At 64.1% G+C, this 21,444-nt stretch carries 21 protein-coding genes and 1 pseudogene; 11 read left to right on the top strand and 11 right to left on the bottom strand.

Features of this window, described 5'->3' with window-relative positions; genetic code table 11:
* The first annotated feature begins 215 nt into the window (after window positions 1–215).
* The 3 genes from F1735_RS37455 to phaP all read left to right on the top strand — a co-directional run bounded on the left by F1735_RS37455 (window position 216) and on the right by phaP (window position 1,437).
* On the top strand, window positions 216–548 hold the full coding sequence (locus F1735_RS37455) for an ATP-binding protein (RefSeq protein ID WP_373888556.1): 333 nt from the start codon (window positions 216–218) through the stop codon (window positions 546–548).
* Window positions 549–610: 62 nt separating this feature from the next.
* Window positions 611–817 (top strand): hypothetical protein, encoded by a 207-nt coding sequence (locus tag F1735_RS20250; RefSeq protein WP_167238623.1) that lies wholly within the window; start codon window positions 611–613, stop codon window positions 815–817.
* 74 nt (window positions 818–891) lie between these two features.
* Window positions 892–1,437, top strand: a complete 546-nt coding sequence (gene phaP, locus F1735_RS20245; RefSeq protein WP_167238622.1) for a TIGR01841 family phasin — start codon at window positions 892–894, stop codon at window positions 1,435–1,437.
* A 237-nt stretch (window positions 1,438–1,674) separates the two neighbouring features.
* Here the strand turns inward: phaP and F1735_RS20240 are convergent, their stop codons facing one another.
* A complete protein-coding gene (locus F1735_RS20240; RefSeq protein ID WP_167238621.1) occupies window positions 1,675–2,166 on the bottom strand; it encodes an Hcp family type VI secretion system effector in 492 nt (163 codons plus the stop codon).
* A 251-nt stretch (window positions 2,167–2,417) separates the two neighbouring features.
* On the opposite strand from F1735_RS20240, the gene F1735_RS20235 reads away from it, so the two are divergent.
* The 3 genes from F1735_RS20235 (at window position 2,418) to F1735_RS20230 (ending at window position 7,189) form a co-directional block, all read left to right on the top strand.
* Entirely contained in the window at window positions 2,418–3,164 is a 747-nt protein-coding gene (locus tag F1735_RS20235; protein WP_167238620.1) for a hypothetical protein, read from the top strand.
* A 102-nt stretch (window positions 3,165–3,266) separates the two neighbouring features.
* Window positions 3,267–4,910 (top strand): VRR-NUC domain-containing protein, encoded by a 1,644-nt coding sequence (locus tag F1735_RS35755; protein ID WP_222853038.1) that lies wholly within the window; start codon window positions 3,267–3,269, stop codon window positions 4,908–4,910.
* A complete protein-coding gene (locus F1735_RS20230) occupies window positions 4,907–7,189 on the top strand; it encodes an ATP-dependent DNA helicase (protein ID WP_373888555.1) in 2,283 nt (760 codons plus the stop codon). The genes F1735_RS35755 and F1735_RS20230 overlap by 4 nt, the downstream gene beginning before the upstream one ends.
* On the opposite strand, the gene F1735_RS20225 is transcribed toward F1735_RS20230, so the two are convergent.
* The 5 genes from F1735_RS20225 to F1735_RS20205 form a co-directional block, all read right to left on the bottom strand.
* Window positions 7,159–7,881, bottom strand: a complete 723-nt coding sequence (locus tag F1735_RS20225; RefSeq protein WP_167238618.1) for a LytR/AlgR family response regulator transcription factor — start codon at window positions 7,879–7,881, stop codon at window positions 7,159–7,161. The genes F1735_RS20230 and F1735_RS20225 overlap by 31 nt on opposite strands.
* Entirely contained in the window at window positions 7,872–8,930 is a 1,059-nt protein-coding gene (locus F1735_RS20220) for a sensor histidine kinase (RefSeq protein ID WP_167238617.1), read from the bottom strand. The genes F1735_RS20225 and F1735_RS20220 overlap by 10 nt, the downstream gene beginning before the upstream one ends.
* Window positions 8,930–9,682 carry a LiaI-LiaF-like domain-containing protein gene (locus F1735_RS20215; protein WP_167238616.1) on the bottom strand — a complete coding sequence of 251 codons (753 nt, stop codon included), beginning with the start codon at window positions 9,680–9,682 and terminating at the stop codon, window positions 8,930–8,932. The genes F1735_RS20220 and F1735_RS20215 overlap by 1 nt, the downstream gene beginning before the upstream one ends.
* A complete protein-coding gene (locus tag F1735_RS20210; protein WP_167238615.1) occupies window positions 9,672–10,046 on the bottom strand; it encodes a LiaF transmembrane domain-containing protein in 375 nt (124 codons plus the stop codon). Before F1735_RS20210 ends, F1735_RS20215 begins: the two co-directional genes overlap by 11 nt.
* Before the next feature lie 108 nt (window positions 10,047–10,154).
* Entirely contained in the window at window positions 10,155–10,769 is a 615-nt protein-coding gene (locus F1735_RS20205) for a LysE/ArgO family amino acid transporter (RefSeq protein WP_167238614.1), read from the bottom strand.
* Window positions 10,770–10,881: 112 nt separating this feature from the next.
* On the opposite strand from F1735_RS20205, the gene F1735_RS20200 reads away from it, so the two are divergent.
* Window positions 10,882–11,775, top strand: coding sequence for a LysR family transcriptional regulator ArgP (locus F1735_RS20200; RefSeq protein WP_167238613.1), 894 nt, complete (start codon window positions 10,882–10,884; stop codon window positions 11,773–11,775).
* 74 nt (window positions 11,776–11,849) lie between these two features.
* Here the strand turns inward: F1735_RS20200 and F1735_RS20195 are convergent, their stop codons facing one another.
* The 3 genes from F1735_RS20195 to F1735_RS20185 all read right to left on the bottom strand — a co-directional run bounded on the left by F1735_RS20195 (window position 11,850) and on the right by F1735_RS20185 (window position 13,182).
* Window positions 11,850–12,608 carry a hypothetical protein gene (locus tag F1735_RS20195; RefSeq protein WP_222853037.1) on the bottom strand — a complete coding sequence of 253 codons (759 nt, stop codon included), beginning with the start codon at window positions 12,606–12,608 and terminating at the stop codon, window positions 11,850–11,852.
* 143 nt (window positions 12,609–12,751) lie between these two features.
* Window positions 12,752–12,928 carry a hypothetical protein gene (locus F1735_RS20190; RefSeq protein WP_167238611.1) on the bottom strand — a complete coding sequence of 59 codons (177 nt, stop codon included), beginning with the start codon at window positions 12,926–12,928 and terminating at the stop codon, window positions 12,752–12,754.
* 95 nt (window positions 12,929–13,023) lie between these two features.
* Window positions 13,024–13,182, bottom strand: coding sequence for a hypothetical protein (locus F1735_RS20185; RefSeq protein ID WP_166888914.1), 159 nt, complete (start codon window positions 13,180–13,182; stop codon window positions 13,024–13,026).
* Between the two features lie 452 nt (window positions 13,183–13,634).
* Between F1735_RS20185 and F1735_RS20180 the strand changes: the two genes are divergently transcribed.
* A complete protein-coding gene (locus tag F1735_RS20180; protein WP_167238610.1) occupies window positions 13,635–14,723 on the top strand; it encodes an N-acetylmuramoyl-L-alanine amidase-like domain-containing protein in 1,089 nt (362 codons plus the stop codon).
* A gap of 168 nt (window positions 14,724–14,891) precedes the next feature.
* Here the strand turns inward: F1735_RS20180 and F1735_RS20175 are convergent, their stop codons facing one another.
* Window positions 14,892–15,395, bottom strand: coding sequence for a glycoside hydrolase family 19 protein (locus F1735_RS20175; protein ID WP_229505873.1), 504 nt, complete (start codon window positions 15,393–15,395; stop codon window positions 14,892–14,894).
* Window positions 15,396–15,442: 47 nt separating this feature from the next.
* Window positions 15,443–16,395: pseudogene (locus F1735_RS20170) on the bottom strand (Hsp70 family protein); the annotation flags it as partial.
* A gap of 491 nt (window positions 16,396–16,886) precedes the next feature.
* Between F1735_RS20170 and F1735_RS20165 the strand changes: the two are divergent.
* The 3 genes from F1735_RS20165 to F1735_RS20155 all read left to right on the top strand — a co-directional run bounded on the left by F1735_RS20165 (window position 16,887) and on the right by F1735_RS20155 (window position 21,443).
* Window positions 16,887–18,869, top strand: coding sequence for a polysaccharide biosynthesis protein (locus F1735_RS20165; protein WP_229505872.1), 1,983 nt, complete (start codon window positions 16,887–16,889; stop codon window positions 18,867–18,869).
* Window positions 18,870–18,945: 76 nt separating this feature from the next.
* Window positions 18,946–20,274 carry a nucleotide sugar dehydrogenase gene (locus tag F1735_RS20160; protein WP_167238609.1) on the top strand — a complete coding sequence of 443 codons (1,329 nt, stop codon included), beginning with the start codon at window positions 18,946–18,948 and terminating at the stop codon, window positions 20,272–20,274.
* 107 nt (window positions 20,275–20,381) lie between these two features.
* Window positions 20,382–21,443 (top strand): Gfo/Idh/MocA family protein, encoded by a 1,062-nt coding sequence (locus tag F1735_RS20155; protein ID WP_167238608.1) that lies wholly within the window; start codon window positions 20,382–20,384, stop codon window positions 21,441–21,443.
* Window position 21,444 lies beyond the last annotated feature (1 nt).

The following is a 21,444-nucleotide window of genomic DNA, read 5'->3' as shown; positions in this document are numbered from 1 at the left end:
AGCGACATCGGTCCGTGTGTCATTCTCGCGTCCAAATATCAAGAGTAAACGCCTTTCTCGGCGAGTTTACAAGCAATATTTACAATCTTTGCTCACCGCGACGTCCCAGCCTTCATGCAATCGCCCTGTTGCGCAGCCCGATGCGCGCGACAGCGCCAGGTTGCGCAACGGCCAGCACCGCCTGCTGGAAATGATCGCGCGCGCAGGAAGATCTGGTGCGGCGCGACCGGCTGGCAGCGCTGGGCGCGCTGGCGGGCAGCGTGGAAGGCGGCTTGCGCCGCTCGCAGCTGGCGCAATTTCTGACCCAGGCCGACGAGGCCGGCCAGATCCTGGCGCGCAAGCTGCAAGGGGCAGCGCGGCTGGTGGCCAGCTTCAAGCAGGTGGCGGTCGATCGCGGCAGGATGGGCTCGGGCGGATCGGGGCTGGGATTGCATGTGGTACACAACATCGTCAGCGGCGTGCTGGGTGGCAGCATCGACCTCGAAAGCGAACCGGGCAAGGGTTCGACCTTTGGCCCGCGCCTGCCGGCGATCGCGCCCGGGAGCTGAAACGCTGCGTACACGCCGCACACTTGACTTGCGGCGCCAACAGGCTATGCTCGCTCTGGCATATGACAACTTTCCGCAAATCCGCTGTGGCCGTCCTGCTCGCCTGCGCAAGCGCAGCGCTGCTGGCCGCCCCCGCACCCTGGTTCACCTGGCGCAGCAAGGCCGACGGCAAACAGGTGTGCCACCAGACGCCGCTCGGACCGGGTTGGGAAAAAGTCAACGGCCCCTATCGAGATAGCCATTGCATGAAGTTGCTTATTGCTAAATAATAGTGAAAAAACATAGAGGAGAAACTTGAAGGTTGAGGGTTGTCAGTACATCCATTCACACTGAGGAGAAGTCCATGTTTACGAATCCCGAACAATTTGCATCCGCCACCAAGACGCTGTTTGAACTCCAGATGATGACTTTTAACGCCCTCACCAGCAAAGCGGTGCAAGGCGTGGAACAGGTTGTCTCGCTGAACATGACGACTGCAAAAAATTCGGTGCAAGGCTCGATGGCGATGGGCAAGGAAATGAGCCAGGCCAAGGACCCGAAAGCGGCGATCGACGTTGCCACCGCCCACGCCAAGCCGATGGCCGGCGCGGTGCAGTACGGCGAGCAGCTCAAGGTGATCATCGACGACATCCACAGCGAATTCACGCAGGCCGCCGACGCCCATATCGCCGAAGCCAAGAGCGCCCTGACGGCGCTGATCTACGACGTGACGCAGAACGTCAAGCCGGGCTCGGAAAACGCCGTCGAAATCATCAAGACCGCGATCGACAATGCCTTCCAGGGTTACGAGCAGGTGACCAAGGCCACGCGCCAGGCCGTGCAGGTGGTGGAAGACCAGATTGCCAAGGCCACCGCGCAGGTTGCGCCGGCCGAGAAAAACGCCGCCTGAGCCGTTCCTTCTTGCTTCAGGCATGAAAAAGCGCCGTTCCCGGCAATCCGGGACGGCGCTTTTTACGTTTGGAATGCGCTGCGTCAGGCGACCACGCCGCTGCAAACAATGATCACCAGCACCAGCAGGGTAATGCGCTTGCGCGTGGCGAGGCGATCGAGCGCCCGGTGTGCATATTGTCTCACTCTGTTCTCCCGGTGGAGCCGCGGCGTGCGCCACGGCGCTTGCGTCTGTGTGTCAGACTACTTTGTTGGTGGCCAGGTCCCATCCGCCCGAGGTATTGCCGCCCGTTCCGCCACCGACTTTTTGCTGCGTGTACTTCCATTTCACCTTGGAATACTTCAAGCCCAGGTGCTCGTTCAGGATGTCGCCTTCGGTCACGGAGGGGCTGACGGTGCTGATCAGGACGTTTTCCAGTTCCATCTCGACATACTTGATGCGTTCCCCCTGGCCGTCGGCGCGCATGAATTCCAGCTTGGCTTTCGGCAGCGTCTTGCCGGACGAACAGTTTTGCAGCAGCAGCGGCGTGGCCAGGTCGGCCAGCTTGGCGATGAACAGCTCGCTGTGTTCGCAGCGCTCGGCGGTATGGCCTCCGCCGGTCGACGCGGTGGCCGACTTGGGCTGCGACACGCTCCACGACACCGACTGGCATTCGATCCAGTCCTTGTGCAGGTTATCGGTCGATTCGCCCTTGATGCCGTCGATTTGCAGGTAAACGTCGATTGCCATGTTGAACTCCGTGTGTGAGGAATGAGACCGCAAGAGAGTGAACGCAAACCCCATTATTGGCGCGGGGAAGCGCGCCGCGATTGCGCACGATCAAGCTCGGCTCAGTTCGCTTAAGGTCTTGCTGAATCGGGGCACAATTGATCTCGATCAAACAGCGTCTTGCGCTGGAATGAAAGCACGACAAATATCATGAAGGTGCCGTGCGGAATTGTTTCTAATTGGAATGCATCCTCACCTTCAGGGAGTCGTCCGTGTCCATTTCCGCCCAGAATACCTATTCCAGCATCAAGCCCGAGCTACGCCAGGGCAACCGGCGTTCATCCGATATCGAACAGCAAGCGTACGCCGCCGTGGGGCGCAGGTTCGCCACCGGCGCCGCCAGCAGGGTCCGCTACGTGCGCCTGGTGCTGGGCGCGGCGGCGTCGATCACGGTCGTGATGCTGGTCACGCTGGTGGCGCTGCTAACGTACGACAACATCAAGACGCCGCATGCGCTCAAGGCCACCTCCCCCGCCAAGGTCGCGCCGCGCGCGGCCGCCGTGGCGCCGGCCGCGCCCGCCAAGCCGGTCGTGATCATCGATGAAAAAGAGGAGGCGCCGGCGCGCCCCGTGGTGGCCCCGGAACCGATTCCACCGCTGGTGCTGCTGGCGCCGGAGGCGGTTCAGGCGTCGGCGACGCCGGCACGGCTGGCGAGCCCGGTCAAGACGCCGGCCAGGCTGCGCGAGCACGTCAAACCGGCCGCCGCAGGCAAGCATGTCGCCGTGAAAGCGGGCAAAACGGTGCAACTGCCGGCCCTGCGCAAGGCGAGCCGCAGCGAGCCGCGCAAGGCGCCCGCCGCCGTGAAACGCAAGGTGGCGTCGGCGCGGCAACACGAGAACGGCGGCGCGCTCATCACCGCGCTCTCGAACCCCGGCGCGCAGCGGCGCTACCTGGCCCAGCCCGCGTCGATGCTGACGGCCCGCCACGCGCCGCGCCGGCGCCACCTCGCCGAACCCTGAAAACCACGCCGCCCCACACCTGAGGCGAATTTGCTGGGGTTTGCCGGCCACTGACGATATACTGTACATAATTACAGGTTTTGGTCGATGGTCCGCAGCACAATGCGCAAAGTTCTTGAGAATGAGTTCTACTATCTGGATAACTTCCATCAGGTACTGGAATGGATTGCCGGGCGTTACAACGACTTGCTGACCGAGGAGGAGCGCGCGTTCATCGCCACCTTCCCGTCGCTGCCGCAAGCCTCGCGCGCGCTGCTGGTGCGCATGGTCATACGCAAAGGCACGGTTTTTCGCGCCAGCAAGCTCAATTACGCCGAAATCGGCTGCGCGGTCGAGGCTGCGCGCCACCTGCTGCCCACCGGCTGGGTCCATGCCGACCCGGTGCTGACGCTCGACGCGCTGTTCGAGCTGCTGCTCAAAGCCGAGATCGGCGCCATTTTCAGCCTGTCGCTGCACGAAAAGAGCGCGCGCAAGGGCGAACAACTGGCCGCCCTGCGCGACGCTTTCGGCGACGCGCGCGCGTTTTCGGCCTGGTACCGCGACTCGCCCGACACGGTCTACAACATCACCGTCAAGGACCTGTGCGACCGCCTGCGCCTGATCTTCTTCGGCAACCTGCGCCAGGACTGGACCGAATTCGTGCTGTCCGACCTGGGCTTGTTCCAGTACGAAAAAGTGGAATTTTCAGCCTCCTCGCGCGGTTTTCGCACGCGCCGCGATGTCGACGATTACCTGGCCCTGCACCAGTGCAAGGAGCGCTTTCGCGCCGGCGACGCCCTGGACGAGGTGTTGGCCACCCTGCCGCGCGAGCGTTTTGACAACGAATGGATCGATAGCCGGCGCGAACGGCTGATGTTCCAGATCGCGCAACACGTGGAAAAGCAAAAAGACTGGGGCCAGGCGTTCGAGTTGTACGCCTGCTGCAATTATCCCGGTGCGCGGGCGCGCGCCATCCGCGTGCTGGAAAAACACGAACGCCATGCCGAGGCGCACGCGCTGCTCGAACGCGCCCAGGCCGCGCCCGAGAGCGACGCCGAGCGTCAGCAACTGCTGCGCATCGCGCCGCGCCTGCGCCGCAAACTCGGGCACCCGCCGCTGCCCTCGCGGCGCACTGCGGCGGTGCTGCGGCTCGACCTCACCCTGCCGATGCCGCCGGATGCGGACTGGTGGGTCGAAGGCATTGTGCGCGACCATCTGGCCAGCGCCGATGCGCCCGTGTTCTACGTCGAGAACGCGCTGATCAATTGCCTGTTCGGGCTGCTGTGCTGGGGACCGATCTTCAGCGCCATTCCGGGCGCGTTTTTCCACCCGTTCCACCGTGGCCCGGCCGACCTGCACAGCGCCGATTTTTATCGCCGGCGCGAGCGCGAATTTTGCGCCTGCCTCGACCAGCTCGACGACGGCCGCTACCAGGACACCATCCGCGCCAACTACGACAGCAAGCGCGGCATCGTCTCGCCGTTCGTGGCCTGGGAAACGCTCAGCGCCGAACTGCTCGGGATGGCGCTGGCCTGCATCCCCGCCGCGCACCTGAAAAAATGGTGCGAGCGCATCCTGCTCGACATCAAGGCCAACCGCAACGGCTTCCCCGACCTGATCCAGTTCTGGCCGCTGGAACGGCGCTACAACATGATCGAAGTCAAAGGCCCGGGCGACCGCCTGCAGGACAACCAGTTGCGCTGGATCGACTACTGCGCCGCGCATCAGATGCCCATTTCCGTGTGCTACCTGCAGTGGGCGCAGTGAGCTACGTCGTCGCGGTGCGCGCCCTGTGCGAATTCTGCGCCAAGCAGGGCGACCTCGACCTGCGCTTCACGCCCTCGCCCACCGCCCAGGAAGGCATCGCCGGACACGCCGTGGTGACCGAGCGGCGCGGCCCCGGCTACCAGAAAGAGGTCAGCCTGGCGGGCGAGTACGGTCCGCTGCTGGTGCGCGGGCGGGCCGACGGCTACGACCCGGCCCGCAACGAAATCGAAGAAATCAAGACCTTCCGCGGCGACCTCGATCGCATGCCGGCCAATCACCGCCACCTGCACTGGGCGCAGGTGCGCGTCTACGGGCATCTGCTGTGCGCGCAGCTCGGCCTGGAGCAGGTGTCGCTGGCGCTGGTCTACTTCGATATCGGCAAGCAGACCGAAACCGTGCTGCGCGAAACCCACAGCGCGGCCGGCCTGCGCGCCATGTTCGCCGACCAGTGCGAACGCTTCGTGGCGTGGGCCGCGCAGGAACTGGCGCACCGCGAGGCGCGCGACGCGGCGCTGGGCGCGCTGCGCTTCCCGCATCCGGCCTTTCGCCCGGGTCAGCGCGACCTGGCCGAAACCATCTTCCGCGCCAACAGCGGCGCGCGCTGCGTGCTGGCGCAGGCGCCGACCGGCATCGGCAAGACCATCGGCACCCTGTTCCCGGCGCTCAAGGCGGCGCCGCTGCACCGGCTCGACAAGGTGTTTTACCTGGCCGCCAAGACGCCGGGACGCAAGCTGGCGCTCGACGCGGCCGAAGCGATCAAGCGCAGCGCGCCCGGCCTGCCGCTGCGCGTGCTGGAACTGGTCGCGCGCGACAAGGCGTGCGAGCATCCCGACAAGGCTTGCCACGGCGACTCCTGTGCGCTGGCGAAGGGCTTTTACGACCGCCTGCCGGCGGCGCGCAGTGCCGCGTGCGCCGCGCCGCTGCTAGACCGCGAGGGCTTGCGCGCGGTGGCGCTGGCGCACCAGGTCTGCCCGTATTACCTGGGCAGCGAAATGGCGCGCTGGAGCGACGTGGTGGTGGGCGACTATAACTACTACTTCGACATCGGCGCGATGCTGTACGCTCTGGCGCTGGCGAACCAGTGGCGCGTGAGCGTGCTGGTGGACGAGGCGCACAATATGGTCTCGCGCGCGCGCAAGATGTATTCGGCCGACCTGGAACGCGGCGCCTTGCGGGCGGCGCGCGCGGTGGCGCCGGCGCACCTGAAAAAGGCGCTCGACAAGGTGGGGCGCAACTGGCCGCCCAGCGCTGGCGCCGATTACGAAGTGCTGGGCGCGCCGCCCGAAAAGCTGCTCGATGCGCTGCAGGGCGCGTCAAGCGCGATCACCGACTACCTGGCCGACAATCCGGGGCCGATGGAAGCGGACCTGCAGCGCTTCTACTTCAACGCCCTGCACTTCGCGCGGCTGGCCGAGACCTTTGCCGAGCACTCGATGGTCGACTGCACGCGTGACGGCGCGCACGCATCCACCCTGGCGATCCGCAATATCGTGCCGGCGCCGTTCCTGAAACCGCGCTTCGCGCTGGCGCATGCGACGGCGCTGTTTTCGGCCACGCTCAGTCCCTGGAATTACTACAGCGACGCGCTCGGCCTGCCGGCCGATACGGCCTGGGTCGACATCGACTCGCCTTTTGTCGCCGACCAGTTAAGCGTGCATGTGGTGCGCGATATCTCGACGCGCTTTACGCACCGGGCCAGGTCGGTGGCGCCGATTGCGGCGCTGATCGCGCGCCAGTATGCGCAGGCGCCGGGCAATTACCTGGCGTTTTTCAGCAGCTTCGATTACCTCGAGCAGGTGGCCGAGCGGGTCGAGCGCGATTATCCCGACATTCCCGTATTCCGCCAGCCGCGCCGCATGCTTGAAACCGAGCGCGATGCATTTTTGGGGCGCTTCACGCTGGACAGTCGCGGGGTCGGGTTCGCGGTGCTGGGCGGCGCGTTCGGCGAAGGGATCGACCTGCCGGGGGCGCGCCTGATCGGGGCCTTCATCGCCACGCTCGGGCTGCCGCAAATGAATCCGGTCAATGAGCAGATCCGCCAGCGCATGCAGGCCACGTTCGGGGCCGGCTACGACTACACGTATTTGTATCCGGGCATGCAGAAGGTGGTGCAGGCGGCCGGGCGCGTGATTCGTACGGAGGGCGACCGCGGGGTGGTGTATCTGATCGATGACCGCTTTGCGCAGCCGCAGGTGCGCGAACTGCTGCCGCGCTGGTGGCATGTGGAGCAGGCGGGAATGACGGGGGGTCAGCCGATCAGCGCCCTGACCTTCTGGTAGCCACTGCGGCTGATCGGGATGCGGGTGGCGTCCTTGAGAATCGCGGTATGGCTGTCCCTGCCCTGCTCGATGCGCTCGATCGCGCCCAGATTGAGCATCCAGGACCGGTGAACGCGCACGAAAACCGCCGGATCGAGCTGGCTTTCGAGTTCCGTCAGCCGCTGGTTCTTTAAATAGTCCCTGCCGCCGGCGCTGATGCGCACGTAATCGTCCTGCGCTTCGATATAGTCGATCTGCCCGGCGCCGATGATGTGTACGCGCGCGCCATCGCGAATCAGCACCCGCTCGAGCGGCTTGCCGCATAGCGCCGACTCGCGCAGCACGGCGTCGACGCCAACCTGCTTGACGCTGGTGCGCGCATGCGCCAGCGCCGCGTCCAGCCGCTGCTGGCTGAAGGGTTTGAGCAGGTAATCGACGGCGTGGATATCGAAAGCCTTGAGCGCATACTGGTCGAAGGCGGTCACGAAGATATAGCGCGCCCCGGCCCCGGCCAGTTCCACCACCTCGAAGCCGTTCAGCTTGGGCATCTCGATGTCGAGAAAGACCAGGTCCGGCGCCAGTTCGGTGATGGCCTTGACGGCGTCGAAGCCGTTGGCGCATTCGGCCACGATCTCGATATCGGCGTGCATCGCCAGGAACTCGCGCACCAGGGCGCGCGCCAGGTCTTCATCGTCGACGATTATCACGCGCATGCTTGTCTCTCCATCGTATGGGCCGGCAGCGACAGCGCCACCCGGAACTGGTGCGCCTCGCGCGTCCAGTGGATGCTGGCCTCATTGCCATAGGTGGCCGCCAGGCGCTGGCGCACGTTGGCCAGGCCGATCCCGTGGCTGGTGGCGGCCGGCGGATCGTTGTCGATATCGTTTTCCACCACGATTGTCAGGATCGAACCGGCGCGCCGCGCCGCGATGCGGATGGTGCCGCCGCCGCTCAGGTGGGCGATGCCGTGCTTGACGGCGTTTTCGATCAAGGGCTGCAGGATCATCGGCGGCAGCAGGCAGTCGAGCGCGCCGGCGTCGAGCGCCTGCTCGACGTTCAGGCGCGCGCCAAAGCGCACTTTTTCGATGGCGACGAAATGCATCGCCATCGCCGCTTCCGCTTCCAGGGTAACCTTGCAGCTGGCCGCCAGGCCAAGGCTGTGACGAAAAAAATCGGCCAGTTGCAAGGTCATGTCGCGCGCGCGGGCCGGGTCGATGGAAGTGAGCGCGCTGATCGAATTGAGGCTGTTGAACAGAAAATGCGGATCGATCTGGGTGCGCAGCATGCGCAGTTCGGCGTCCTGCGAGGTCAATGCCGCTTCCAGTTCGCGCCGTTCGGCGGCGCGCGCGCGCTGGAATTCGAGCGCCAGGTAATGCGCCACGGCGCACAGCGCGTACAGGATCACGCCCAGGCCAAAGATCGCCGCTTGCAGCGGGGCGCTCATGGCGATGGCGGCGCAGGCATGGTTCCAGCCGATGCACAGCGCGGTCCACGCAAGGCTGGCCACCACGGCGGCGACCGCAAACACCAGCAGCACGGACATCGCGCTGCGCTCATTGAGCGGATAGGCGCGGCACAGGTAGTAGCTGGAAAACCCGCTGGCGCAGGCATACAGCAGCGTCACCGGCACGGTAAAGAGCAAGCCGTCGGTCCACGCGGCGCCGCTGGCGGCCACGATCAGGCCCGCGAACACGATCGCCAGCAGCAGCCACGCGAGCAGGTACAGCCCGGCGCCGCGCCGCGTGGAGAACGGTCCTTGCATCAGTTGCGCACTTCCACGCCGCCCATGATGGCGTAGCCCCGGATGGTGAGGCGCTTGCCGGGGTCCGGGGCGGGCGCGGTTTTTTCTTCGAAGCCGCCGAGCACCGGCACGCCCTTGAGGATAATGGTCCAGTCGGGCGGACACTTGATGGTGATGCCGCCCATGACGGCGAACACATTCAGTTCGGCCTCGCCGACGATGGACGACTCGCGCAAATCGAGCATGCAGCCGCCCATGAGGGCGCTGATGTCGCCGCCACGGAAGTCCTGCGTGCTGATGCGGCGCTGGAAACCGCCGAGGATGGCCGTGATATCGACCACGCTATCGGTGTCCGGCGGGACCTCGGCCCTGTCCGTGGCGCCCGCACTGGCAAGCGCATCGTCCTTGAGCGCCACGCCGTGCGGCGTATCGCGCTTGCGCAACGCTTTGTGGATCACGCCGATGCCGAACAAGATCAGCAGCACCGGCCACAGGGTGCGGGCGTTGAAGAAGTAGCCGTAGCCGAGGCGGTTGAGGGTGAGGACGACGCCGGCGGCGGTGATCAGGCCGAACACCATGCGCTCATGGCGCGAATCGGCTTCGGCGAACTTGACCAGGCCGCCGATGATGACCAGCACGGGCCAGAAATGCATGACCTGGCGGCGGTCGATGATGTACAGGTTATCGAGCAGGTACAGCATGCCGAAGGCGATCACCGCCAGGCCGAGCCAGACCTGCTTGGGCACGCCGGATGTGCGGGCTTTACTTTTCATTGGTCGGCTCCGTGCCTGGCGCGAGGCGGCGTTCGATGAACGGTTCCAGGATCATGGTCACGCCGCAGAAGATGACCGGAACCGGCCAGCCGTTGCTGAAGGTCAGGCCGAACAGGTGTTCGAACACGGCAAACAGCCACAGGCTGCCGAACACCTCCCACAAGCCCCTGGTGAAGTCTTTGGCGCTCGGGAAGCCGATCATTCTGTTCACGCCCATGACAGTGAGCACCAGTGGCGAGTAATGCCAGATATCGTCGACGTGGTACAGATCGAGCCGGTCGAGCAGCACGACGGTGCCGAAGCCGATCAGCAGCAAGCCCCACATCAACTGCCTGCGCCATTCGTAAGAGGATTTATTGGACACGATTGCTCCTGTAGTCAGTTCAGGCGCAACGATACAACGGCGCGGCGGCGCTGCACAGGGGATTTCGGCCAATGGCCGCTGGCGCCCGGTGAACGGCGGCGCGACCGGCTAGGCGCCGAACGCCACCGAGGCCGACAGCGCCAGCATCATGGTGCCGGTGAGGCCATCGATCCATTTCCATGCGGCGGGGCGGGCAAACAGGCCGGACAGCCGGGTGGCGCCGCAACCGAGCGCGCAGAACCACAGCGCCGAGGCGCTCATGGCGCCCAGTGCGAAAGCCGGACGTTCCGGTGGCGCGAAGTTGCCGCCGATGGCGCCGAGCAGCACCACGGTGTCGAGGTAGACGTGCGGATTGAGCAGGGACAGTGCGACCACGCTGGCCAGTGCCTGGCGGGCACTGCTGCGCACGGTGGCCGGCCCGACCGTGAGCGCGGCGCTGGCGAACACGGCGCGCCAGCTGCGCAGGCCGTACCACAGCAAAAACGCGGCCCCGCCCCAGCGCGCCGCGCCCAGCAGCAGCGGCGACGATTGCACCAAGGTGCCCACGCCGGCCACGCCGAGTCCGATCAGGGCGGCATCGATGAGAATGCAGGCGAGCACCGTCAAGCCCACGTGTTCGCGCTTGAGGCCCATGCGCAGCACGTGGGCATTTTGCGAGCCGATGGCGACGATCAGCCCGAAACACAGGGCCAGGCCGTTGAAAAAAGTGGAAAGGTAGGGCATGCACACTCCGCTTGATCGCTAAGAGATGCGAGTGTGCAATATCGATGTGCGCAAGTGAAGCCGGATTAACTTCTTTACGTATAATTAAATCTTTCTAATGCGGGAGACGCAGATGCTCGATACACGCAAGGGCGAAGCATTGCTTGCCGTGCTAGACAGCGGCAGTTTCGAGCAGGCGGCCGCCCTGCTCCACCTGACGCCGTCGGCGGTATCGCAACGGGTCAGCGCGCTGGAAAGCGAGCTGGGCATGCCGCTGCTGGTGCGCAGCAAACCCTGCCGCGCCACGCGCGCCGGCCAGCGCCTGGTGCAATACCTGCGCCGCAGCCGGCTGCTGGAAGCGGAGTTTATGGCGGAATCGGCCGACAGCGATGCGCATCCTTTGAGCATCGCCCTGGCTGTCAACAACGATACGCTGGCCACCTGGCTGCTGCCAGGGCTGGCGTCCTTCCTGATCGAAGAACAGATCCTGCTCGATATCGCGCTCGACGACCAGGACCATACCTACACCTTGCTGTCGCAGGGAGCGGCGCTGGCGGGCGTCTCGAGCGAAGCGCAGCCGATGCGGGGATGCACGGTGGCGCGGCTGGGCGCAATGCGCTACCGCCTGCTTGCCACGCCGGCGTTCGCCGCGCGCTGGTTTCCCGACGGCTTGCAGCGCGAGGCGGCGCGGCGCGCGCCCGTGATGGTGTTCGACCGCAAGGATGCCTTGCAGGCGGTGTTCCTGCTGCGCGAACTGGGGCTGCCGGCCGGCAGTTATCCCTGCCATTTCATTCCGTCGAGCGACGCCTTCACCCAGGCGGTGCGGCTGGGGCTCGGTTACGGCATGGTGCCGGAACAGCAGTTCAGGGACGATATCGACAAGGGCGCGCTGGTCGACCTGGCGCCCGGCAAGCCGACCGATGTGATGCTGTACTGGCACGCATGGCGGGTACAGTCGCCCAAGCTCGAGCGCCTCAGTGCGCGCCTGATCGAGGTGACGCGGGCGGCGTTGCGCCAGCCGGCGTGACAGCGCCGGCCGAAGGGCGCGGCCTCAGCGCGTGCTTGCGGATACGCTGAAACAATTCACAGGAATGTCGAGGCTCATGGCTTGCAGGTCGCATTGACGTCCTTGCCGATCGAACGGAATCTGAGCAATCGGCCTTGCGCATCCATTGTAATGACGGCCGTTCTTTCGTCTTTCAGGTGGGCGTTGTAGCTGAGATTCCTGTTCGGCTCGATCTTGACGCGCTCGAGCGTCGCCTGGTTCAAGTCGACAACCTGATCGGCCACTTTCAGGATACCGTTGGCCAGCTGATAGTCAACCACGGTCTCTTTCTTGCTCGTGTTGAACAGGCATGTCAGCTTCATCGTTGCATCGAGCGTGCCGGCATAGGTCGCATACAGGCTTTGCCTGGCGATCTCGAAGGGCCGCTCGATCTTGCATCGGGTGGCGTTTGGCTCCACCCCAAAACTGGCTATCGGGGTTCCTTGCGCAGGCAGCATGAATGACACCATCCGGGCGTCCCTGGTCGCCAGGAGCGACAACGACAATGCGCCATTCGGCTCGCGGAACCGGCTCAACAAGACACCCATGTCCGCCATGGAAGCCTGGGCCAAGCCGGCACCGGTAACGGTCCCGTCCGCGCTCACCACGACCGGGCCTCTGGTCCCGGCAGCGCCGGGCGCATCTGGATACATCTGGGTACACTCGCTGTTGTAGGTGCCGGCGATGCTCGCCAATACCGGAGCCCAATAGTCGGCCTTCGGCGTGTCCGCGGCTTGCGTCACGCCGCCGGCAAATAGCAGCCATGCTGCCGCCAGGGACATGGAACGTGGTGCCAGTCTAGGGGATATGCTCATCTACTCACTCCGGTTAAATGCAAAATTTACAATGGCATCATAATCGAAGTGGGCCGGCGCAGTCGGCATGCCGGAGAGTCGGGCACAACAAAAAACCCGCAGCGTTGCCGGTGCGGGTTTTCTGTTGCGCCCTCAGGCTGACATCAGGCCGGTGGCAGGAATGCCTCTGGCGAAGGCTGATTACGGACCTGGTTGCGGTACTTGGAAGCGGCAATCGCTTTCTTGATGGCTTCGCGCGCGATGTTGGTGCGCTTGATGTCTTTTTTCTCGGCTTTGCCACGATGCTGGGCGATGTCTTTGTTACCGATTCGATTTGTCATTTGATACTCCTGTGTTGATGTTTTTAGGATTATGGTAGAACGGTGCTACAGAAAAAATAGGACAAAGTGCAAGGATCTTGTAGGACAGGAAGCGGTCAGCGCCGTATCGGCGCCAGTTTCAAGCCCGGAAGCAGCAAGCCCCAACCGAGTTCGCGCCGTATTTCTTCGGGCGATGGCGGCGGCTTCGGATCACGCGAGCGGCGCTGAAGATATTCGCGTACCAGATGCTTTGGTGGCTGGGTGATGGCAGGCATGATGACCTCCGCTTGCGTTTAGTTATCAAAGCCAGCGCACAGATGCGCTGACATCAAGAATTGGTGCCGATCCTCGAGGCGACCGGCTAAGCTGCTGAGGAGGCGTCACCGTTGGACTGCGCCGCTGGGCCCCTCACTCACACAGCTTCATCTTAAAGGCTGAGCCGGAACCCAACCGTTCGTTGGCGCACACTTGCGCCAACATCGCTCCCGGAATTGTTCGCCCCCATTGCAGGGAGCCCGTACCTGCGGGCGCTATGCGATGGGACGCGCTGGCGGCACGGCGACGGCCTGGCGCGGAGATCACGGTACACGCATGCCATTTCATCTATCACTCCATGCAATGCCGGAACGGCAAGCCGCAACTTCCTTGTGCGCGCGCAACACATTTCCATTGTCAAACGCGGTGACAGCGGTTAGCTTGTCGCTTTAGCGTTCAATATTGATTCCCGATGCGTCTTGCTCCCCTCCTTGTACTTAGTGCCATCCTGGCCGGTTGCGCCAGCGCGCCGCCGGCCCCGCCTGTCGTGACAGCGCCCGCGGTCGTGCCGCCGCCCGCGGCGCCCGAACCGGTGGCGCCACCCGCGCCCGCGCCGGTGATTGCGGCGCCGCTGGCTCCTGTCGCGCCACCGTTCGACCTGGCCACCTTGCAGCGCAAGCAGATTTACCAGATGACGCCGGCCGAAGTCGGGCGTTACATCGCCTATATGCATGGCGCCGAACCGAACTTGCGCAAGCGCATCGCCGCGATCGGCCGCAAGAATATCGGCCAGCCGTATGTATTGAACCTGCTGGGCGAGTATCCGTACGAGCTGCACGACAAGCTGCCGATGTTCAGCCTGCAGGCGAGCGACTGCGTGGTGTTCGCCGAGCATACGTACGCGATGGCGCTGAGCCAGTCGTGGGAAGAATTCTTCTGGATGCTGCAGCGCATCCGCTACAAGGATGGCGTGATTGGCGTGGCCACCCGCAATCATTACACCGAAGTGGACTGGAATATCAACAATGGCTGGCTGGTGTCGGACGTCAGCGCCTTGCTGGCCGGCGCCGACGCCGCGGCGTATGAGATGAAGATCGACCGCGCGGCCTTCCTCAAGATGCGTCACAACACGGCCAGCAGCATTCCGGTGCAACTGAGCCTGGAAAACTATGTGGCCAAGGACAAGGTTGCCAGCGTTGTCGGGCAATTGCAGGATGGCGACCTGGTCAACGTGATTTCCACGCGCGGCGGCAAGCTGTGGGCTTCGCACGTCGGGCTGATCGTGGTCGATGCGAATGGGCAGCGTAACTTTTTGAATTCGGCCGAGCCGCAGGTGCGCGAGGAGAGCTTCGACGCGTTTTTTGCACGCACGTCGGCGCGCGAGGAACGCAACGGCAAGAATGGCATGAAGCTGGCGGGGTTCAAGTTCTTGCGGCTCAATGATCATATTGTGGTGCCGCCGGCCGCGCCGCAGCCACGTCCGGGCGCGCCGGTCGCGGTGGCGCCAAAGACGACGGCGACGGCGGCGGTGAAAGGGCCGGCGGGGTCTGTCAATCGTTGATCGTTGCATCGAGGGCGCTCAATTGAGGCCCTTACTGCGCACGGACGAGGTTCAAGATTGCTGGTTCGGTCGCTGGCCTTGGGGCGAACTTGGGCCCCCGCCTGCGCGGGGGCGACGGCGATAGGCTAACGGACGGCAAGTCGCGCTGCACTTTACTCACACCACACCTTACTCACGCCACACCTCGCGCGTGCGCGCCAGCCAGCGGTGGCGCTCGGCAAGGCCGACCGTGCCGCCGTTGATGCGTGTCGTCACCAGCACGATGTTGTCGTCATCGGCTGCCTGATTGCAATCCTTGGCAGCCCAGATCGCCGCCGCCGCGCCCAAACACCACCGTGCCGACAGCACCGATTCCGGGTCGGCGACGAAGTCCGGCGCCGATGGATAAGCGCTCTGGAGCGTCGCAGTCGCCTGCGCATAGCTGTCCTTTCCAGTCAGCTGCAACAATCCGCGACCGCGATACAGGTAGCCGTCGCCGGGACGATCGTTTCCCAAACGACCGCCATAGACCGCATTGGCAAGCCTGGCTTCATCCTCGGCGTAGCCGGCGGGATCGAGCGGCCCGCGCGGAAGACAACGCTGCGGCCAGACCTTGACCAGGCGTTGTGCGCTGTAACGCAGGTTTTCTAGCGTACGCGTCAGCGCCACCGATTCGTGCATGAGCTGCGCCATGAAATGGCTCACGCGCAATGCGGACGCGGCGATGCCGAACTGGACCAGAAAATGCTGCTCGTCGCTGAAGGCCGTGCGGTAGACCGGCAGCGCGCGCGGAGCAAGCTGGTCGATCTGGCCGAGCGTGATGACGACAGGCTGGTCATCACCCCGCCCAGGGTTTCGATGCCGAGCGACAGCGGGCTGACGTCCATCAACAGTACATCGGAGCGCTCGCCCGGCAGCACCGCCCCCTGGATGGCCGCCCCGACCGCCACCGCTTCGTCGGGATTGACATCCTTGCGCGCATCGCGCCCGAAAAATGCGCGCACCTTTTCCTGCACCTTGGGCATGCGCGTCATGCCGCCCACCAGAATCACATCGCCGATCTGTTCCCTGGTGAGGCCGGCGTCCTTGATCGCCAGCTGGCACGGCGCGATGGTGCGGTCGATCAGCTCGTCGACCAGCACCTCGAGCGTGGCGCGCGACAGGCGCAGGTTGAGGTGGGCGCGCCACTGGCCACGGCGATGTAGGGCTCGTTGATGTCGGTCCGCTGGGTCGTGGACAGCTCGATCTTGGTGCGTTCGGCCGAGCTCTTGATGCGCTGCAAGGCGATCAGATCGCGCCCCAGGTCGATCCCGCTCTGTTTCTTGAACTCGCCGATGAGGTGGTCGATCACGCGCTGGTCGGCCAGGCGCTTGCCGCGCATCTCGACCCAGGCGTCGCCATTGTCGGCGCGCACGATCTTGAAAGGCATCGGGTGTATGTCTTTTTGCATTTCCGCCTCGTCGAACTTGCGCCCGATCAGGCGCTTGACGGCGAACAGCGTGTTTTGCGGGTTCGTCACCGCCTGGCGCTTGGCCGGCGCGCCCACCAGGATCTCGCCATTGTCCTGGTAAGCGACCACCGACGGCGTGGTGCGCGCGCCCTCCGCGTTCTCGATCACCCGGGCCTGGCCGCCTTCCATCACGGCGACGCAAGAGTTGGTGGTGCCGAGATCGATACCGATGATCTTGTTCATGTCCTCCTCCTTGAAACAGTTTGCCAGCCCGCACACCCGAAGCGCGCGGCCCAGCCATACAGGAATAGACAGCGCGCGCCAAAACGCTCCCGCCACGATGGGCAGGGTCGATCCATATCAAATTTCACGGTTTTCACGATCCGTACATCGCTCGAGTCCGATTGCTTTATGCCGCAGTTTGGCGCGCGCCTTCCCACGACTGCTCGGATAATCTCCCGATTCCCCCTTTGCGCCGCTCAGAATAATATTTCCATTTGCAATTCATTCTAAATCCCAATCAAAGACAACCGGCAATATTTAAGCTAAGTCAGCCGTTGATGATTCTCAAATCAATACGATCAAGCCGGCAGGATAATAAACTTACGCGTGGATAAGTGCTCTAAGCCGGCGTCCGACATCGACTATAAAAATGAAAATACATGGGGGCGGTGATCCGGTATTCCATGTTATTTACCACATCAACCCAGGTTCATTTCGATCCCCTTCCAGCCATGCAGACGCTCATTCACAAACCGCTCGGCCAATTCTGCACCGAATTGGTCAGCATGAACCGCACCGCGAAAATCGCGCTGATGGTCGTGGTCGATCTGCTGGCCCTGCCGCTGTGTTTTCTGGCGGCGATGCTGCTACGGGTGGGGGATGCCGCCTCGGCCATGCAATATCCGCTCGCGGCCTATATCCTGGTGCCACTGCTGACGGTGGGCGCATTCTCGCTGTCGGACCTGTACCGCGCGGTGATCCGCTTTATCGACCAGCGCATGCTGGCGGTGACCGGCTGCACCCTGGCGTTGGCGACCCTGTCGGTGTATCTGATCCTGATGGGCATGAACGATGACAAATTCCCGCGCAGTACGCTGATCATTTACTGGTTTATCGCGTTTTCCTATGTGGTGACCTCGCGCATGGCGGTGCGCAACTTCTTGCGCAGGCAGATGAACGATGCGCCGCAGCCGGACCACGCGGTGGCCATCTACGGCGCCGGCGAACCCGGCGCGCAACTGGCGCTGACCATGCGCACCAGCAATGAGTATCGTCCCGTTTGTTTTTTCGACGACAAGCGCGCCCTCCACCAGCGCAGCATCGCCGGCTTGCGCGTGTTTCACACCGAGCACCTGGCCGACACCGTGCGCAGCCTGGGCGTGCGCTCGGTGATCATCGCGCTGCCGTCGGTGTCGCCGCAGCGCTTGCGCGACATCATGGAACGCTTGTCGATGGTGGGCGTCAATACCCGCATCCTGTGCCGCCTGCTCGACCTGGCCGATGGCGCCACGCCCGTGCATACGGTGCGCGACCTCAAGTTCGAGGACTTGCTGGGGCGCCAGCCGGTGCCGCCGCGCGCCGACCTGTTCGACCGCTGCGTGCGCGGCAAGCGCGTGCTGGTGACCGGCGCCGGCGGCTCCATCGGGAGCGAGCTGTGCCGCCAGATCGTCACCCTGGCGCCGGCCGAGCTGCACCTGCTCGACCATTCCGAGTTCGCGCTGTACACCATCCGCCAGGAATTGCTCGGCCGTCATCCTGAGCTGCGCATCAGCGCGCACCTGGGCTCGGTATGCAGCGCGCGCCTGGTGGAACGACTCTTCCAGGAAAACCCGATCGATACGATTTACCACGCGGCGGCCTACAAGCACGTACACCTGGTCGAGAGCAACATCGTCGCGGGCCTGCGCAACAATGTGCTTGGGTCGCAAGTCATCGCGGCGGCGGCCGCCAAGTTCAAGGTGCGTACCTGCGTGCTCATTTCCAGCGACAAGGCGGTGCGCCCGACCAATATCATGGGCGCGAGCAAGCGCATCGCCGAGCTGATCTTCCAGGCGGCGGCCGCCGTCCACGGGCCGGACACGACCTTTTGCATGGTGCGTTTCGGCAATGTGCTGGGTTCCTCCGGCTCGGTCATTCCCCTGTTCCAGCGCCAGCTGGCCGAGGGCGGACCGCTGACCATCACCCATCCGGACGTGTCGCGCTACTTCATGCTGATCGCCGAGGCGGCCCAGCTGGTCATCCAGGCCGGCGCCATGGCCAAGGGCGGCGATGTGTTCGTGCTCGATATGGGCGAGCCGGTGCGCATCGTCGACCTGGCGCGCACCCTGATCATGATGTCGGGCCTGACCGAAAAGACGGCGCAGAACCCGGCCGGCGATATCGGCCTCAAGTTTATCGGATTGTTTCCTGGCGAAAAGTTGTATGAGGAATTGCTTACCGACGGCAAGGTTTTTCCCAGCGACCATCCACGCATCATGCGCATGAAAGAACACGCGCTCGATCCCGGCGTGCTCGACACCTATATTACCTGCCTGATGCTGGCCTGCAATACGCATGAGCGCGCCATGATCGCATCGATGGTCAAGGCGATCGTGGCGGAATATATGCCGCAGCCAAATGGCGCCGCGCCGGAAAATCCAGCGCCGATGGTGGCGCCGCCCGATAAAAACCGGCCCGCCTTATTACGCAATTTCTCGCCGCACCGCATCGAATGAATAGCGGAAGCAATAAAAACATCAAGCCGCGGTTTCACCCCGGATTCATCCGGATTTATGTACGGAGATATTATCCATGAGCGAGCAACATTCAAGCGGCCATTTGTCGCAACTGATCGCCAGATTCGATCAACGAACAGCGGTAATCGGTATTATCGGCCTCGGTTACGTCGGTTTGCCGCTCAGCCTGCGTTATGCGGAAGCCGGTTTCCGCGTGCTCGGCATCGATATCGATCCGGCCAAGGTCAGGCGTTTAAATGCCGGGGCCAGCTATATCGAGCATATTTCCGCCAGCGCCATCGGGGCCGCGCTGGCGGCCGGGTTCGAAGCGAGCGGCGATTTCGCCCGCGCAGCCGAGGCCGACGCCCTGATCATCTGCGTGCCGACCCCGCTCAATGCCTACCGCGAGCCGGACTTGTCGTTCGTGCTGGCCACCGCCGACGCCCTGCTGCCCTACCTGCGCGCCGGCCAGGTGGTGTCGCTCGAAAGCACCACCTATCCCGGCACCACCGACGAGGAACTGCGCCCGCGCCTGGCGTCGCGCGGGCTGACCGTCGGCGAAGACATCTTTTTGGTGTTTTCGCCGGAGCGCGAAGACCCCGGCAACCCGGACTTTGAAACGCGCACCATTCCCAAGGTGTGCGGCGGCGATACCGCGGCCTGCCTGCGCGCCGGCATCGCCCTGTACAGCCCGGCCATCGACCAGGTGGTGCCGGTCAGTTCCACCCGTGCCGCCGAGCTGACCAAGCTGCTCGAAAACATCCACCGCGCCGTGAATATCGGCCTGGTGAACGAAATGAAAATCATTGCCGACAAGATGGATATCGATATCCACGAAGTGATCCGCGCCGCCGCCACCAAGCCATTCGGCTTCACGCCCTACTATCCGGGGCCGGGGCTGGGCGGGCACTGCATTCCGATCGACCCGTTCTATCTGACCTGGAAAGCGCGCCAGTACGGCCTGCACACGCGCTTTATCGAGCTGGCCGGCGAGATCAACAGCGACATGCCGCACTGGGTCATCGGCAAGCTGGCCGACGCGCTCAACGAGCGTTCGCGCTCGATCAAGGGCAGCCGCGTGCTGGTGCTCGGCATCGCCTACAAGAAAAACGTCGAGGACATGCGCGAATCGCCCTCGGTCGAACTGATGGAAATCCTGCGCGCCAAGGGCGCCCTGGTCGACTATTCGGACCCGCACGTGCCGGTGTTTCCACCGATGCGGGAACACCATTTCGCGCTGGCCAGCGTGGCGTTGACGGCGGCGACCATCGCGTCCTACGACGTGCTGCTGCTGGCCACCAGCCACAGCGCATTCGACTACGACCTGATCCAGCAACATGCCGCCCTGATCATCGATACCAGGGGCGTCTGGCCGGACCGGCTGCCGAACGTGGTCAAGGCCTAGACCGGCCGTACCTGACCGGCCGTACCTGACTGGCCGTACCTGACCGGCCGTACCTGACCGGCCGTACCTGACTGGCCGTACCTGAATCACAGCGATTGGAGAACCTCATGCGTACCTTTCCGCCCCCCGTCACCGACCGCCGCATCCGCTTCGCGCTGGTCGGCTGCGGGCGCATTGCCAACAACCATTTCAACGCCATCGCCCAGCACGCGGAGCGCTGCGAGCTGGCCGGCGTGTGCGATATCGATCCGGCGGCGCTGGCCGCCGCCGCCGCCCGCACCGGCGCCCGTCCCTACCGCACCCTGGCCCAGATGCTGGCCAAGTGCGACGCCGACGCCTTCATCATCTGCACGCCGTCCGGGCTGCATCCGGAGCAGGCGGTCCGGATCGCCGGCGGCGGGCGCCATGTGATCACCGAAAAGCCCATGGCCACGCGCTGGGAAGACGGCAAGCGCATGGTGGCCGCGTGCGACACGGCCGGCGTGCGCATGTTCGTGGTCAAGCAAAACCGGCGCAATGCCACCTTGCAGTTGCTCAAAAGTGCGGTCGACAAAAAACGCTTCGGGCGTATTTACATGGTCAACCTGAACGTGTTCTGGACCCGCCCGGACGACTATTACAACAGCGCCAAATGGCGCGGCACCTGGGAGTACGACGGGGGCGCCTTCATGAACCAGGCCAGCCACTACGTCGACCTGATCGACTGGATCGTCGGCCCGGTCGAAAGCCTGCAAGCCTACACCGCCACCCTGGCGCGCGATATCGAGGTGGAAGACACCGGCGTGATCAGCCTGCGCTGGCGCAACGGCGCGCTGGGGTCGATGAACGTGACCATGCTGACCTATCCGCGCAACCTGGAAGGCTCGATCACCATCCTCGGCGAGCGCGGCACGGTGCGCATCGGCGGGGTGGCCGTCAATGAAGTGCAGCAATGGGAATTTGCCGAGCCGGACGAGGACGACGCACGGGTCGGCGACGCCAGCTACCAGACCACCTCGGTCTACGGTTTCGGCCATCCGCTGTATTACGACAACGTGATCAAGGTGCTGCGCGGCGAGGCCGAGCCGGAAACCGACGGTCGCGAGGGACTCAAGTCGCTCGAGGTGCTCATCGCGGCCTATAAATCCGCACGCGACGGCAAGCGCGTGGCCTTGCCTTTGGAGTATTGAC

Origin of the sequence: Massilia genomosp. 1 (genome assembly GCF_011682185.1) — a bacterium.
GTDB lineage: Bacteria > Pseudomonadota > Gammaproteobacteria > Burkholderiales > Burkholderiaceae_D > Telluria_A > Telluria_A rubra.
The sequence above is the reverse complement of the archived record's forward strand: the minus strand, read 5'-3'. Positions and strand labels throughout refer to the sequence as shown.

Bases quoted from the DNA above. Each gene is read 5' to 3' on its own strand.
- F1735_RS20175 (WP_229505873.1), bottom strand. From the start codon at position 15,395: ATGGCGCAGCTCATGCACGAATCGGTGGCGCTGACGCGTACGCTAGAA.
- F1735_RS20155 (WP_167238608.1), top strand. From the start codon at position 20,382: ATGCGTACCTTTCCGCCCCCCGTCACCGACCGCCGCATCCGCTTCGCG.
- F1735_RS20220 (WP_167238617.1), bottom strand. From the start codon at position 8,930: ATGCAAGGACCGTTCTCCACGCGGCGCGGCGCCGGGCTGTACCTGCTC.
- F1735_RS20190 (WP_167238611.1), bottom strand. From the start codon at position 12,928: ATGACAAATCGAATCGGTAACAAAGACATCGCCCAGCATCGTGGCAAA.
- F1735_RS20185 (WP_166888914.1), bottom strand. From the start codon at position 13,182: ATGCCTGCCATCACCCAGCCACCAAAGCATCTGGTACGCGAATATCTT.
- F1735_RS20195 (WP_222853037.1), bottom strand. From the start codon at position 12,608: ATGAGCATATCCCCTAGACTGGCACCACGTTCCATGTCCCTGGCGGCA.
- F1735_RS20200 (WP_167238613.1), top strand. From the start codon at position 10,882: ATGCTCGATACACGCAAGGGCGAAGCATTGCTTGCCGTGCTAGACAGC.
- F1735_RS20180 (WP_167238610.1), top strand. From the start codon at position 13,635: ATGCGTCTTGCTCCCCTCCTTGTACTTAGTGCCATCCTGGCCGGTTGC.
- F1735_RS20165 (WP_229505872.1), top strand. From the start codon at position 16,887: ATGCAGACGCTCATTCACAAACCGCTCGGCCAATTCTGCACCGAATTG.
- F1735_RS35755 (WP_222853038.1), top strand. From the start codon at position 3,267: ATGCGCAAAGTTCTTGAGAATGAGTTCTACTATCTGGATAACTTCCAT.
- F1735_RS20215 (WP_167238616.1), bottom strand. From the start codon at position 9,682: ATGAAAAGTAAAGCCCGCACATCCGGCGTGCCCAAGCAGGTCTGGCTC.
- F1735_RS20250 (WP_167238623.1), top strand. From the start codon at position 611: ATGACAACTTTCCGCAAATCCGCTGTGGCCGTCCTGCTCGCCTGCGCA.
- phaP (WP_167238622.1), top strand. From the start codon at position 892: ATGTTTACGAATCCCGAACAATTTGCATCCGCCACCAAGACGCTGTTT.
- F1735_RS20205 (WP_167238614.1), bottom strand. From the start codon at position 10,769: ATGCCCTACCTTTCCACTTTTTTCAACGGCCTGGCCCTGTGTTTCGGG.
- F1735_RS20225 (WP_167238618.1), bottom strand. From the start codon at position 7,881: ATGCGCGTGATAATCGTCGACGATGAAGACCTGGCGCGCGCCCTGGTG.
- F1735_RS20240 (WP_167238621.1), bottom strand. From the start codon at position 2,166: ATGGCAATCGACGTTTACCTGCAAATCGACGGCATCAAGGGCGAATCG.
- F1735_RS20160 (WP_167238609.1), top strand. From the start codon at position 18,946: ATGAGCGAGCAACATTCAAGCGGCCATTTGTCGCAACTGATCGCCAGA.